This is a genomic window from Kitasatospora sp. NPDC002543, assembly GCF_053594915.1.
This window is the reverse complement of sequence record NZ_JBSFWR010000020.1, coordinates 49,456-63,169: the sequence shown is the minus strand read 5'-3', so window position 1 is coordinate 63,169 and position 13,714 is coordinate 49,456. Positions and strand designations below refer to the sequence as shown.

Annotated in this window: 13 protein-coding genes; 4 read left to right on the top strand and 9 right to left on the bottom strand. The window is 75.1% G+C overall.

Features of this window, described 5'->3' with window-relative positions:
- Positions 1–157: 157 nt before the first annotated feature.
- The 7 genes from ACWD4P_RS11925 to ACWD4P_RS11895 all read right to left on the bottom strand — a co-directional run bounded on the left by ACWD4P_RS11925 (position 158) and on the right by ACWD4P_RS11895 (position 7,093).
- Positions 158–1,435, bottom strand: a complete 1,278-nt coding sequence (locus tag ACWD4P_RS11925; protein WP_449779483.1) for a beta-ketoacyl-[acyl-carrier-protein] synthase family protein — start codon at positions 1,433–1,435, stop codon at positions 158–160.
- Positions 1,432–3,048, bottom strand: coding sequence for a class I adenylate-forming enzyme family protein (locus ACWD4P_RS11920; RefSeq protein ID WP_449779482.1), 1,617 nt, complete (start codon positions 3,046–3,048; stop codon positions 1,432–1,434). Before ACWD4P_RS11920 ends, ACWD4P_RS11925 begins: the two co-directional genes overlap by 4 nt.
- A gap of 262 nt (positions 3,049–3,310) precedes the next feature.
- On the bottom strand, positions 3,311–3,853 hold the full coding sequence (locus ACWD4P_RS11915; RefSeq protein ID WP_449779481.1) for a beta-ketoacyl synthase chain length factor: 543 nt from the start codon (positions 3,851–3,853) through the stop codon (positions 3,311–3,313).
- 11 nt (positions 3,854–3,864) lie between these two features.
- Positions 3,865–5,022: a beta-ketoacyl synthase N-terminal-like domain-containing protein gene (locus tag ACWD4P_RS11910; protein ID WP_449779480.1), complete on the bottom strand. Its 1,158-nt coding sequence runs from the start codon at positions 5,020–5,022 to the stop codon at positions 3,865–3,867.
- On the bottom strand, positions 5,019–5,285 hold the full coding sequence (locus tag ACWD4P_RS11905; RefSeq protein ID WP_359820233.1) for an acyl carrier protein: 267 nt from the start codon (positions 5,283–5,285) through the stop codon (positions 5,019–5,021). The genes ACWD4P_RS11910 and ACWD4P_RS11905 overlap by 4 nt, the downstream gene beginning before the upstream one ends.
- Positions 5,282–5,566, bottom strand: a complete 285-nt coding sequence (locus tag ACWD4P_RS11900) for a phosphopantetheine-binding protein (protein ID WP_359820236.1) — start codon at positions 5,564–5,566, stop codon at positions 5,282–5,284. The genes ACWD4P_RS11905 and ACWD4P_RS11900 overlap by 4 nt, the downstream gene beginning before the upstream one ends.
- Before the next feature lie 105 nt (positions 5,567–5,671).
- Positions 5,672–7,093, bottom strand: a complete 1,422-nt coding sequence (locus ACWD4P_RS11895; RefSeq protein WP_449779479.1) for a class I adenylate-forming enzyme family protein — start codon at positions 7,091–7,093, stop codon at positions 5,672–5,674.
- Between the two features lie 178 nt (positions 7,094–7,271).
- Here ACWD4P_RS11895 and ACWD4P_RS11890 point away from each other — a divergent pair, with 178 nt between their 5' ends.
- The 4 genes from ACWD4P_RS11890 to ACWD4P_RS11875 all read left to right on the top strand — a co-directional run bounded on the left by ACWD4P_RS11890 (position 7,272) and on the right by ACWD4P_RS11875 (position 11,644).
- Positions 7,272–8,405, top strand: coding sequence for an alpha-hydroxy acid oxidase (locus ACWD4P_RS11890; protein WP_449779478.1), 1,134 nt, complete (start codon positions 7,272–7,274; stop codon positions 8,403–8,405).
- Positions 8,406–8,488: 83 nt separating this feature from the next.
- Complete coding sequence (locus tag ACWD4P_RS11885; protein WP_449779477.1) at positions 8,489–9,301, top strand: class I SAM-dependent methyltransferase; 813 nt, start codon at positions 8,489–8,491, stop codon at positions 9,299–9,301.
- A gap of 124 nt (positions 9,302–9,425) precedes the next feature.
- Entirely contained in the window at positions 9,426–10,361 is a 936-nt protein-coding gene (locus tag ACWD4P_RS11880; RefSeq protein WP_449779476.1) for an alpha/beta hydrolase, read from the top strand.
- Positions 10,358–11,644: an aminotransferase-like domain-containing protein gene (locus tag ACWD4P_RS11875; protein ID WP_449779475.1), complete on the top strand. Its 1,287-nt coding sequence runs from the start codon at positions 10,358–10,360 to the stop codon at positions 11,642–11,644. Before ACWD4P_RS11880 ends, ACWD4P_RS11875 begins: the two co-directional genes overlap by 4 nt.
- Before the next feature lie 148 nt (positions 11,645–11,792).
- Here ACWD4P_RS11875 and ACWD4P_RS11870 read toward each other — a convergent pair whose 3' ends face one another.
- A complete protein-coding gene (locus ACWD4P_RS11870) occupies positions 11,793–12,557 on the bottom strand; it encodes an ABC transporter permease (RefSeq protein WP_449779474.1) in 765 nt (254 codons plus the stop codon).
- 43 nt (positions 12,558–12,600) lie between these two features.
- Positions 12,601–13,575: an ATP-binding cassette domain-containing protein gene (locus tag ACWD4P_RS11865; protein ID WP_449779473.1), complete on the bottom strand. Its 975-nt coding sequence runs from the start codon at positions 13,573–13,575 to the stop codon at positions 12,601–12,603.
- Between the last annotated feature and the right edge of the window lie 139 nt (positions 13,576–13,714).

Sequence of the window (13,714 nt, the reverse complement as noted above, 5' to 3'; positions counted from 1 at the left end):
TCTCCCCCCGGAGGGATGGTGGATCGAGGATCGGCGCGCTGCCCGCCGCGTGGCGGTGCGCGGCGGTGCGCGGCGGGTGGCGGTGCGCGGGTGTCGGGCGGCGCGCGACGGGCGGTTGTCGGGTGGCGGTCGTCGGGCGGCGGTTCTCGCGCCGGCGCTATCGGACGGCCCGGGTGGAGGCCGGGCCGAGGATCAGGCTGAGGTTGTGGCCGCCGAAGGCGAAGGCGTTGCTCAGCGCGGCGCGCACCGGGGCGGGGCGGGCGGTGCCCCGGACGTGGTCCAGGTCGCAGGCCGGGTCGGGGTCGGTGAGGTTGAGCGTCGGCGGCAGCGTCCCGCGTGCCACCGTCAGGGCGGTCACCGCCGCCTCCAACGCGCCCGCGGCGCCGAGGAGATGGCCGGTGGCGCCCTTGGTGGAGCTGACGGCGGGCGGCTGCGGGCCGAACACGGCGTGCAGCGCGGCGGTCTCGGCGATGTCGCCGAGCTTGGTGCCGGTGCCGTGGGCGTTGACGTAGTCGATGTCGCCTGGGGACAGGCCCGCGTTGGCGAGCGCGGCGCGCATCGCGTCGGCGGCGCCGGTGCCGTCCGGGCGGGGCATGGTGGGGTGGTGGGCGTCGGTGGAGGCGCCCCAGCCGAGGACGTCCGCGTACCCGGCGGCGCCGCGCGCCTCGGCGTGTTCGGCCCGTTCCAGGACGAGGACGGCGCTTCCCTCACCCAGCACGAAGCCGTTGCGGCGGCTGTCGAAGGGCCGGCCGGCCTGCTCGGGATCGTCCCAACCCTGCGCCAGGGCGCGGGCGTTGGTGAAGGCGGCGGCGATCGTCGGGTGCAGCGAGGATTCGGTGCCGCCGCACACCACCACGTCGGCGTCGCCGGCCCGGATCAGCCGCAGCCCCTCGGCGATCGCCTGGGCCCCGGCCGCGCAGGCCGTCACCACGGCGGAGCTGTAGCCCCGGATGCCGTGCTTGATGGCGATCCGGGCGGCGGCCATGTTGGAGAGCATGCCGGGCAGCAGGTACGGGCTGACGCCGGGCCGGCCGCGCTCCAGCCGGCGGTGCGACTGCTGCTCGAAGGTCTCCAGCCCGCCGCCGCCGGTGGCCAGCACCACGGCGGTGCGGTGCGGGTCGGCGTCCCGGCCGACCGTCAGGCCCGCGTCGGCGAGGGCGTCGTCGGCGGCGGCCAGGGCGAGCAGTACGAAGCGGTCGACGCAGCGGGTCTCGGTGGGCGCCAGCACCTCCCGGCCGTCGATGGCGGGGGCGATCCCGGCGGCGGGCAGCCAGCCGTGCGCGGCGTGGCCCTCGGGGACGGCCCGCAGTCCGGAGCGGCCGGCGGTGAGCGCCTCGAACACCTCGGCGGGCGCGCGGCCGAGCGGGGAGACCAGGCCGATGCCGGTGACGACGGCACCGGGGCGCGGGTTCGTGTGCGGTCCTCGTTCCTTCACGCGCCCACCGCCGCGAGGTGCCTCTCCCGCAGCAGGACCTTGCGGACCTTGCCGGTCGGGCCGAGCGGGATGTCGTCGGGGGAGACCACCAGGACCTTGCGGACGGTCGCGGCGGCGGCCTCGTCCAGGGCGGCGACCACCGTCCCGGTGCGGTCCGCCGCCTCGTCGGCGCCGGCGGTCAGGACCAGCAGCACGTCGGTGACCACCCGCTCGCCGTCCCGGACCGCGACCACCGTGCAGTCCAGCACGTCCGGGCAGGCGGCCAGCACCCGCTCCTCCGACATCGCGGTGAACAGCCGCTTGCCGCCGTCGAGTTCGACCGAGTCGACGGCCCGGTCCACGTGGTAGTAGTAGCCCTCCTCGTCCCGGTACATCAGGTCCCCGGTGAGGAAGCGGCCGCGTAGCCGGGTGCGGAAGGTGGTGGCCGAGTCGTTCCAGTAGCCGAGCGCCAAGGTCGGTGAGGCGGTGGCGAGTTCACCGACCTCGCCGGGTCCGAGCGGTTCGCCGTCCGGGCCGACGACCTCGCAGTCGACGAAGGCGTGCGGTCGGCCGACGCAGCGGCCGTAGCGATCGGTGCCGGGTCCGTGGGTGATGAAGAAGTGGGAGTGGCCCATCTCGGTGGAGCCGAGGCCGTCCACGAACTGCGAGCCGGGCAGCCGGGTGCGGCCGTTGCGGGTGACGGTCTCCCGGCTGCCGGTGGCGATCAGCCGGCGGATGTGCACCTCGTGGGCGCAGTCGCCGGTGTTCCACCAGAGCGCGACGGAGTCCAGGTCGCGGGCGCTCAGGTCGTGCCGGGCGAGGTCGGCCCAGGTGGCGGCGAAGCCGATCACCCCGGAGGGCCGCCACCGCTCGACGGCCTCCAGCACGCCGTCGCCGGACTGCCGTGAGAGCAGGGCGAGTTCGGTGTGCGAGCTGAGCGCGAGGTTGAGTGCGATCAGGGTGGCGGCGTGCGGGGCGGGCAGCGCGCTGAGCATCCGGTCCTGGCCCTGGGGGCGGGGCAGCCGCAGCCGGTGGCGGATCGCGGCGTACAGGCTCGCGTGCGAGTGGACGACGGCCTTGGGCATCCCGGTGGTGCCGGAGGAGTGGGTGATCGCGACCGGGTCGCCGGACCAGTGCCGGTAGGGCTCCGGGGCGGCGTCCGGGTCGCCGGCGCCGAGGCCCGCGATCTCGGGCAGCAGTGGCACGCCGGTGTCGTGGCCGGCCAGTTCGGCCAGGTGGGCGGGGTCCGCGAGGACGCCGACCGCGCCGAGGCGGGCGATGTAGCGGGCGGCGCGCTCGCCGTCCAGGTTGGGGTTGAGCAGGGCGGGGACGGCGCCGAGCCGGGCCAGGGCGAGGAAGGAGAGCACGTGGTCGGCGGCGTCGCTCGCGTACACCACCACCGGGTCGCGCCGGGTGACGCCCAGGCCGTGCAGCGCGGCGGCGCGGGCCCGGACGGCGCGGTCCAGCTCGCGCAGGGTGAACGGCTGCCAGGCGGGGTGGCCGTCCACCGGGGTGTCGAAGCTCAGCAGCGGCACGTCCAGGTCGAGCCCGAGTGCGATCCGGGCGGTCAGGACGTTGCCGGCGCCCACGTCGGGGTCGTCCGCGAGCTGGGTGCGGAGGCTGCGGATGGTCACGGGGGTGGATCCCTCCCTCGGGGCCGTGGACGGCCCGGGCGGCTGATCGGGTGGCAGGGCGGTCGGCCGCGCGGGCGGCGGGGCGACGGGCGGCGGCCGGAGGTGGCGGTGAGGTGGCGGTGGGCCGTGGCGACCGCGGAGGTGGAGGCCGCTCCGGCGACGGTGCCGGGAGCGGGACGGGCGGGGCGCTGGTGTGCCGGGTGCGGCTGCGTCAGGCGCCGGGGCCCCTGTTGGTTGCTACGGCCGGGGAGCGGTGCCGGGTTCAGTCCGGCGGAGTTCCCTCGGTCGGGCCGGCGAGCAGGACGGCCGCCGCGCGGTCCCCGTCGGGCGCCTGCTCGACGGCCACGGCCAGCACCAGGTCGGCGTCGCGGTCCGCGAGCAGCAGGGCGGCGAGCTCGAACGCCTCGGCCGGGACGGTGCCGGGCTCGTAGCGGGCCGGGCAGATCGCCACGACCGGGCCGGTCAGGCCCCAGCGCGCGGAGACGTGCCCGAGGACGGCGTTGGGGTTGGACTGGAAGAACAGCAGCGGGCCGGTCCGCTGTCCGGGTTCGGCGCTGCGCTCGATCGCCCGTGCGGTGTCGAGGTCGCCGCTCGCGCTGGCGAGCAGCAGGGCGGTCCGTCCGGGCGCGGGCGGCTCGCCGTGGTGGGCGCGCAGGCAGCGTTCGGCGGTGTCGGCGACCAGCGGGCCGAAACCGGAGGCCGCGAAGCCGGGCAGCGGTGGCGGCGGCCCGTCCGGGCCGGGCGCGGGACGGCGGGCCTCGGCGAGGATCCGCAGTCCGTGGGTGTGGTCGGCAGGAGTGGTCATGGCGGTGGCGGTCATCCCGGGGCCAGCAGAAGGGCGGTGTTGGCGCCGCCGAAGGCGGAGTTGAGGCTGAGGGCGTACGAGGGGCGGGCGGCGTGCGGGCCCTCCAGGACGAGGTCCAGCGCGAGGTCCTGGTCCGGGCCGAGCCAGCCGGCGTTGACCGGGAGCAGTCCGGTGCCCAACGCGCCGATGGTGACGGTGAGTTCGAGCAGGGCCGAGGCCTCCAGGGCGTGCCCGTGCACGGACTTGCTGGAGCTGACCGGCAGGCGGTCGGCGTGCGGGCCGAACACCCTCCGCAGTGCGCGGGCCTCGGCCCGGTCGGCGAGGGCGGAGCCGGTGCCGTTGGCGTTGACGTAGCCGACCTCGGCCGGGGCGACGCCGGCGCGGCCGAGCGCGGCCTCGATCGCCCGGGCCGCCCCCTCGCCCTCCGGTTCCGGACGGCAGACGTGGTGGGCGTCGCCGGTCCGGGACCAGCCGGCCAGCCGGGCGAGCGCGGGCGCACCGCGCCGTTCGGCGGCCGGGGCGGACTCGACCAGGACGGCGGCGGCCGCGTCGGCGAGCAGGGTTCCGGTGCGGCCGGAGCTGAACGGGCGCGCCTCGCCGTCCCGGGCCAGCGCCCGTCCGGCGTCGAAGACCGCGAAGACACCCGGTTCGACCAGGTGCCCGGCCGCGACCAGGACCCGCTCGTACCGTCCGGTGGACACCAGCGCGCCGGCGTCGGCGACGGCGGTCGCGGCGGCCACGCAGGCGCCGTTGTACACCCGGGTGACACCCGGAGCGCCCCAGGCGGACCGGAGCCCGGCGGCCACCGCGTCGGCGGTCGCCCGGGTGTGCCGGTCGCTGTGCAGGGCGAGCAGCACGGGCAGGCCGGCTCCCTCGGCGGCGGTCAGCCCGGCCTGTCGGCAGGCCTGGCCGATCGCGTCGAGCACGAACCCGGCCAGCGGGAAGGTGCGGGCCGGCGGCACGGTGTCCGGGAACAGCGCGGCGCGGGTGGTGCGCCGGGCGCTCACGTCGAAGCGGGTGACCGGTCCGAACAGGGCCTTTCCGCGGGTGGCGGCCTCGGTCAGCGCGGTGAGCCCGCGCCCGGCGGCGCTGAGCACCCCGACGCCGGTGACCACCGGGTGTCCGGCCGCCCGGCCGGGCGGGCCGGAGCCCGTGCCGTCGGGGGTCACGGCCGGGCGCCCGCGCGGTCGGCGAGGACGGCCTCGCGCAGCAGCTCGGTGGCGTCGTCGACGGTGCGCACCGCGCCGAAGCGGTCGTCGTCCAGGTCAAGCTGGATCCCGTAGCGCTGCTCGAACTCGGCGATGAGCCAGGTGAGTTCGAGCGAGCCGAGCTCCTCGGGTACGGTGTCGACGGCGCGCTGCCCGAACGCCGCCAGCATGGCCAGCACCTCGGCCCGGCCGGGCAGGGCGTCGGGGAGCGGCGCGGCGGTCACGCGGCGCCGCCGGAGGCGGCGGAGGCGGTGGCGAGGGCGTCGACCCGGCGGGCGACGTCGGAGGTGAACTCGTCCAGCGTCATCAGCGCGGTGGTCTCCATCTCGTCCAGGTCGAACTTGATCCCGAACTCGTCCTCGACCTGCACCGAGAGGTCGGCCAGCGCGAGCGATTCGAGGTCCAGCCCGGCCGGGCCGAGGTCGGTGTCGCCGGTGACCTCGGAGACGTCGTACTGCATCTCGGCGAGTGCGGTCAGGACGAAGGTGCGGATGCGGTCCTGCATGGTGGTGGGCTCCCTGTCGGGGTGGTGGTTCGGGGTGGTGGAGCTGTACGCGTCGGGCTGCGGCCGGTGGCGCGGTGGCGGTCGAGCCGGTGCGGCCGGTCCGGGTCAGCCGGCCGCGGTCTCGCGCAGGGCGGCCGGGTCGCGCAGCAGCTTTCCGGTGGCGGTGCGGGGGAGGCGGTCCAGCCGGGCGAGCCGGCGCGGACGCTTGTAGGCGGCCAGGCGGCGGGCCAGCCCGTCCTGGACGGAGGCGAGGTCGGTGTCGGGTTCGGTGGCCAGGTAGGCCTCGATCGCACCGCCGTCGAAGACCACGACGGCCTCGCGGACCTCGGGCAGCGCGGTGAGCGTCTGCTCGACCTCGGTGAGGTCGACCTTCAGGCCGCCGATCGAGACCTGGGAGTCGAGCCGGCCGAGTACGGTCACCAGGCCGTCGGCGGTCAGTTCGGCGGCGTCGCGGGTGTGCAGCCAGCCCGCCGACCAGCGGGTCGGATCGTCCAGCCCGGGGTACGGGGAGGAGGCCGCGCCGATCTGCAGCTCGCCCTTGACGAGGCGCAGTTCCATGCCGTGCACGGGCCGCTTGGCGGGGTGGAGCGTACCGGAGAGGTCGGTGGCGATCACCCCGGTCTCGGTCATGCCGTACATGGTGCCGAGCGGGACGCCGTAGCGCTCGGTGAACAGCGCGGACAGCCCCGGGCGGACGAGCTCGCCCGCCACGACCATCCGCCGCAGCCGGGGCAGCGGCGGGGGAGCGACCACCCCCGCCAGCAGCTCGGCGTGGAAGGGCACCCCGATGACGGTGGTCGGCCGGTCGCTCGCGGAGACCTCGGCCAGGATGCCCGCCGCCGTCATCCGCTCCGGCACGGTGAGCGCGACCCGGGCGTGCAGGCTGTTGAGCAGCCCGCCGACCAGACCGAGCACATGCACGACCGAGGAGAGCAGGACCACCCGTTCGCCCTCGCCGGGGAACTCCACGAGCCTGCGGTAGCAGTCGAGTTCGCGTAGCAGGTCGGCCGCGGTGCGGGCGATGACCTTGGCCGGGCCGGTGGATCCGGAGCTGAGCTGGATCAGCGCGTGCCCGGTGCGGGCCGGGAGCCCGCCCGCCAGTGAGAGGGTCACCGGCTCGACTTCGGAGAAGCCGCGCAGGGCCGCCGCGGAGCGATGGGCGGAGCCTACCAGCACCTGCGGGGCCAGTCGTTCCACCGCCGCGTCGATCTCGTGGTCGGTCAACCGGTGGTCGAGCAGTGCGACTTGGGCGCCGAGGCGCCAGCATGCCAGCAGCACCGAGACGAACGCCACCGAGGGAGGCAGCCGAAGCGCCGCCGTCCCGCCGGGGCCGAGCCCGGCGGTCGCCAGCCGGCCGCACTGCTCCTCGACCAGGGCGCGCAGGGTGTCCCGGTCGAGCGGTGCGCCGAGGTGCAGGCACTCCTCGTCGCCGGGGCCGGCCAGCAGCAGCCGGTCGGCCCAGGAGCCCGGGGCGTCGGAGTGCGGCGGGAAGGCAGCCGGAACTACGGAGGGGGAAAAGCCGGTCAACGCGGCTCCACACAAGTGAGGTGATTTGACATGAACGCCGTTAACATCCAGAACGGCCAATTCCGTGGCCAGACCATGGCACAGACGTTTGGTCAAATCAAGGTCTATACCAATGTGGTCGTTGCTCCTACGCTGCCCAATCGGGACCGGCCCGAGCGTGGCCGTCCTGGAACGAGGAATGCCCGTGGGAGTTCTCACGCTGGCCGGGATCGAGCGTGCGGCGCACGCCCAACTCCCACCGGAAATCTGGGATTTCATCGACGGCGGCAGCGATGCCGAACGCACCCTGACGGCCAATCGGGAGATCTTCGGACGCCATGCGCTGCGTCCGCGCACCCTGGTCGACGTCTCCGCCTGCGACCCGGCCCTGACCCTGCTCGGCGCGCCGCTGGGCCTTCCGCTCGGCATCGCCCCGATGGCCTACCACCGGCTGGTCGATCCGGAGGGCGAGACCGCCACCGCCCGAGCCGCCGGCCGGGCCGGCGCCCTGCTGGTCGTCGGGATGTTCGCCAGCCGGACCCTGGAGGAGATCGCCGCGGCCGCCACCGGCCCGCTCTGGCTCCAGCTGTACTGGCTGCGCGAACGCGCCGCCCTCGCCGCCCTGGTGGAACGCGCCGAGTCGGCCGGCTACCGCGCGCTGGTGCTGACCGTGGACGCCCCCAGGATCGGCCGCCGGCTGCGCGACCTGCGCAACGGCTTCGCCGTCCCGCCCGCCGTCCGCGCGGTCAACCTGGACCGGTCCCTGATGTCGGCCAGTCACCGCGCCGCCGGGGGCAGTTCGGGCATCGCCGAGCACGCCCGCGAGCAGTTCGACCCCAGCCTGAGCTGGGCCGACCTGGCCTGGCTGCGCGAGCGCACCCGGCTGCCGCTGGTCCTCAAGGGCATCCTCACCGCCGAGGACGCCCGGCTCGCCGTCGAGCACGGCGTCGACGCCGTCCTGGTCTCCAACCACGGTGGGCGCCAACTCGACGGGGCGGTACCGACCCTGGCCGCGCTGCCCGAGGTGGTCGAGGCCGTGCCCGCCGAGCTTCCGGTGCTGGTCGACGGCGGCGTGCGCAGCGGAACCGACCTCGCGATCGCCCTCGCCCTCGGCGCCCGCGCGGTGCTGGTCGGCCGCCCCGCGCTCTGGGGCCTGGCCACCGGCGGCGAGGCCGGGGTGCACCGGGTTCTCGACCTGCTGCGCGAGGAACTGGAGCACGCCATGGCCCTGTTGGGCCGCCCGAGGCTCGCCGACCTGGACCGCACCGTCCTCGCGCCCTGGCCCTGGCCCCCGCCGGGCTGGCTGAACCCGACTCTCCCGCATGGCCGTTGAACCGCGCCGCACGCCCGATCCCCGCCGGGGCCGTTGAACCGCGCGGCACCCGAACCGCGTTCCCCCATCAGGAGGTCCGATCCATGACCGAGCAGGCCGAACGATTCCCGGGCTGGGACTGGGACGACCCGGACGGGCTGGCCCCCCGCCTGGATGCCTTCAGCGAGCAGGTCGCCACCTGTGACACGCTCGAACCGCGTCCCGGCGGGCTGCCGCACGACCATGCGGACTTCCGCGAACTCGGCATCACCGGAATCGAGTTCGCCGCGTTCAGGACCGCCCACCCGGAGGGCCTCGGCACCGACATCGCCACCCTGCGCAGCCCCGGCACCGCGACCGAGCCAGTCACCGCCACCGAGCCAGGCACCGCCACCGAGCCAGGCACCCTCTACCGGGTCGACGGGGACCGCTGGTTCACCCAGCTCGACATTGCCGAACCGCTGCCCTTCGCCGACGACAGCCTCGACTGGGTCTACGCCGAGCACCTGATCGAGCACGTCACCATGCCCGTCGCCGTCGGCTGGCTGCGCGAGGCCCGCCGGGTGCTGCGCCCGGGCGGCGTCCTGCGCCTGACCACGCCCGACCTCGCCCGCTACCTGGTCGGCTACGCCACCGGCGACGGCTTCCTCGCCAAGCACCGGCGCCGGCTGACCACCCTCGGGTTCGGCCCGCCGATGCCCGCGCGCCCGGCCTTCCTGGTCAACCAGATCTTCCGGTACTTCGGCCACCAGTGGATCTACGACCTGGACGAGCTGCGGCACGTCCTCACCGAGGCGGGCTTCGACCCCGACCGGATCCGCCCGTGCGCCTACCGGCAGGGCGCCCGTCCGGACGTCGCCGACCTCGACACGGCCTTCCGTACCGACGAGACCGTCTACGTCGAGGCAGACTGCTGAGCCCACCACCGAACCCCCTGCCGAAGAACTCGCCGCCGAACCCAGCGCCGAGACGGCCACCGACCCGCCGCCGAGCTCGCCGCCGAACTCGCTGCCGAGACCCGCGCACCGAACGGATCCGCCCATGCCCCTGCACCCCCAGGCCGAGGCGCTGCGCGCCCGGCGCGCGAGCAGCGGTACCCCGCCGCTCTACACCCTGACCCTCGCCGAGGCCCGCGCCGCCGACCTCGCGGACATCCGCGCGGCGGCCGGCACCCCCGAGCCGGTCGCCGCCGTCGAGGAGCACCGCATCCCCGGCCCCGGCGGGGAACTCGCCCTGCGGCTCTACCGGCCCGAGCCGCCGGGCCGCCGACTGCCCGCCCTGCTCTACCTGTTCGGCGGCGGCTGGACGCTCGGCTCGCCCGACACCAGCGACGCGATCTGCCGCCGGCTCACCAACGCCGTCGGCTGCGTCACCGCCTCCGTCGGCTACCGGCTCGCCCCCGAGCACCCGTTCCCCGCGGCGCTGCACGACTGTCGCGCCGCACTGCTGCGACTCGCCGAACGGGCGGACGAGTTCGGCATCGACCCGGACCGGATCGCGGTCGCCGGCGACAGCGCCGGCGGCAACCTCGGCGCCGCGCTCACCCTCCTGCTGCGTGCCGAGGGCGGCCCCGCCCTGCGCCACCAGCTGCTGGTCTACCCCAACACCGACCACGGCGCGGACACCCCGTCGCTGCGCGACAACGACGACCCGGCGCTGTTCAACCGCCGCTCGGTGGACTGGTACTGGGGCCACTACCTGGCGGACCGGAGCGACGGCGCCAGCCCGTACGCCTCCCCGCTGCGCGCCGCCACCCTGGCCGGCCTGCCGCCCGCCACCGTCCTGACCGCCGAGTACGACCCGCTGCGGGACGAGGGCGAGCAGTACGCCGAGGCGCTGCGCGCCGCCGGAGTCCCGGTGGAGCTGCGCCGCTACCAGGGCATGCCGCACGGCTTCTTCGCCATGACCGGCACCCTGGACGCCGCCGCCGAGGCCCAGGACTTCGCGGCCGGGCGCCTCCGGGAGGCGCTGCGGTGATCATCCCCCTGGACGACCTGCACGGGTCCCTGGCCGATCCGCTGCTGGACTCGATGACCTTCCTCAACGAGGTCACCACCCGCTACCCGGACGCCGTCTCCTTCGCTCCCGGCCGCCCCTACGAGGGCTTCTTCGAGCCCGAGGACGTCCCCGTCTACCTGGAGACCTACCTCGCCCACCTGGCCGAGCGCGGCCTGGACCGGGACGCGGTGCGCACCACGCTGTTCCAGTACGGACCGACCAAGGGCGTCATCAACGAGCTGGTCGCCCGCGCGCTGGCCAACGACGAGGGCATGACCGTGGACCCGGCGGCCGTCGTGGTGACCGTCGGCGCCCAGGAGGGAATGCTGCTGACGCTGCGCGCCCTGTGCGCCGGCCCGGAGGACGTCCTGCTGGTGAGCTCGCCCTGCTACGTCGGCGTGACCGGCGCCGCCCGGCTGCTCGACCTGAGCGTCCGCCCCGTTCCCGAGGGCCCGCAGGGCGGCCCCGACCCGGCGGCGGTCCGGGCCGCCGCGCGTGCGGTGCGGGCCGAGGGGCGCCGCCCGCGCGCCCTCTACGTCGTCCCGGACTTCGCCAACCCCTCCGGCACCAGCATGCCGGTCGAGGCCCGCACCGGGCTGCTGGAGGTGGCGGCCGAGCAGGGCGTGCTCGTCGTCGAGGACAACCCGTACGGCTTCTTCTCGCGCACGCCGGGACCGCGGCCCACCCTCAAGGCGCTGGACCGCACCCGCCAGGTCGTCCACCTGGGCTCGTTCGCCAAGACCTGTTTCCCCGGGGCCCGGCTGGGCTATGTGGTCGCCGACCAGGAGGTGGCCGGACCGGGCGGGCGGCGCAGCCTGCTCGCGGACGAGCTCGCCAAGCTGAAGAGCATGACGACCGTCAACACGCCCGCGCTCAGCCAGGCCGTCATCGGCGGGATGCTGCTGACCCACGACTGCCGGCTGCGGGCCGCCAACGCCCCTGCCACGGCCCACTACGCGGCCGGGCTGGACACCCTGCTGCGGGAGCTGGACCGGCACTTCCCGGCCTCCGTGCGGCGCCGCCTGGGCATCTCCTGGACCCGGCCGGACGGCGGCTTCTTCGCCGTGCTGACGGTGCCGTTCGTCGCCGACGAGGCGGCCATGGAACGCTGCGCCCGCGACTTCGGGGTGCTCTGGACGCCGATGGCGCCGTTCTACCCGGACGGCGGCGGGGAGCGGCGGCTGCGGCTGTCCGTCAGCTCGCTGACGCAGGCCGGGATCATCGACGGAGTGGCGAAGCTGGCGGCCTTCGTGGCGGCCTGAGAGCGTGCCGGGCGGTTCCGGCGGTTCCGGCGGTTCCGTTGGTTCCGTTGGTTCCGGCGGTTCCGGCGGTTCCGTTGGTTCCGGCGGTTCCGTCGGGGCATGCGGGAGGGGCCCGGCTCGGGGCGAGCCGGGCCCCTCCCTCCGTCCGTCAGCGCACCCGGGTGGAGAACAGCCGGGCCGACCAGTACACCGCCAGGGCGGTCATCACCGTGACCACCAGCAGGCCCTGCCAGACCACGCTGTCCCCGCCGTGCCCGGAGAACAGCGCGCGCATGCCCTCCACCGCCCAGTAGAAGGGGTTCCACCTGGCCGCCTGCTGCAGCCACCCCGGTGCCAGGGTGAGCGGCAGCAGCACCCCCGACAGCAGCGCGATGGGCTGCGCGATGGTGTTGACGACCGGCGACATCGCCGCGTCCGTCGGCACCATCAGCGCGATCCCGAAGGAGATCGCCGAGGTCATCAGCGCCAGCAGGCCCAGCAGCAGGTAGGCGAGCAGCAGGTTCAGCGGGTTCACCCGCAGGCCGAACGGCAGCGCGATCAGGGTGATCAGCACGGCCTGCACCAGCAGTGCCACCATCTCCCGCAGCGCCCGCCCGAGCAGCAGCGCCAGCCGGCTGACCGGGGTCACCCGGGAGCGCTCGATGATGCCGGCCTTGAGCTCGCCGAGCAGGCTGAATCCGGTGAACAGGCCGCCGAAGATGCAGAGCACCGCCAACAGGCCCGGCACGTACACCTGGTAGGCGTCGGCGTAGCTGCTCGCACCCTGCGGGGCGAGCACCTTCTTCAGCAGCGGGGCGAACAGCAGCAGGTAGAACAGGGGCTGGATGATGCCGACGGCGATCCAGATCGGGGTGCGGATCATGAGCAGCAGCTGGCGCTGGAAGACCAGCCAGGTGTCTCGGGCGAGCTTCACGGTCTCCCCAGGGAGTTGTGCGGGCCGGGTGGTACCGGGGTGGTCAGGACTGCTGCAGCGAGCGGCCGGTGCGGGCCAGGAACACGTCGTCCAGGCTGGGCCGTTGGAGCTGCACGGTGCCGGGTGTCAGGCCCGCCGCGTCCAGGGCGCGCAGCAGCCGGGGGATGGCGGCGGCGCCGTCCTCCAGGTACAGCCGCAGACCCTCGTCGCCGTTCCGCTCCAGCCGGTGCAGGTACGGCTGCGGGCGCAGCACCTCGGCGGCCCGCTCCAGGGCGGCCTGTCCGGCGTCCAGCCCGACCAGCACGACGTCGCCGGAGATCTCGCGCTTGAGCGCCTCGGGGGTGCCCTCGGCCACCACCCGGCCGTGGTCGACGATGGCGACCCGGTCGCAGAGCGCGTCGGCCTCGTCGAGGTAGTGCGTGGTGACGACCACCGTCATGCCCGCGGTGCGCAGCCGGCGGATCTCCTCCCAGACGTACGCCCGGCTGGCCGGGTCGAGTCCGACCGTGGGCTCGTCCAGGAACAGCACCTGCGGCTGGTGGATGACCCCGAGGGCGATGTCCACCCGGCGGCGCTGGCCGCCGGAGTAGGTGGCGCACGGGCGGTCGCCGAACTCGGTGAGGTCGAAGGCCTTGAGGGCGTCCGCGGCGGACTGGGCGGCCTGCGCCTTGGCCGCCCCGTACATCCGGGCCTGGAGGACGAGTTCCTCGCGGCCGCTGACGTTGTCGGTGGTGCCGCCGCCCTGGGCGACGTAGCCGATCCGGCGGCGGACGCCGGCGGGGTCGGTGAACAGGTCGGCCCCGGCGATGGTGGCCTTTCCGCCGTCCGGCCGGATCAGGGTGGCCAGCATGCGCAGGGTGGTGGTCTTCCCGGCGCCGTTGGGGCCGAGGAACCCGTAGATCTCGCCGGCGTCGACCGACAGGTCGATGCCGCGGACGGCGTCGACGGTGGGGTCCTCGCCGCTGCGACGGGAGGTCTTCTTGCGGTAGGACTTGCGCAGTCCCGTGGTCTCGATCAACCGGAACTCCCGTGCGGGGATGGGCTGCCACGGCACCTTGGAAGGCGGGGCTCGGCACCTGCGAAGGGCGGTGCTGCTGCGACACCCTAGGGTGAACCCCGCCCCGAAACAATGGCCTAGACCAATGGACGTGCGCTCT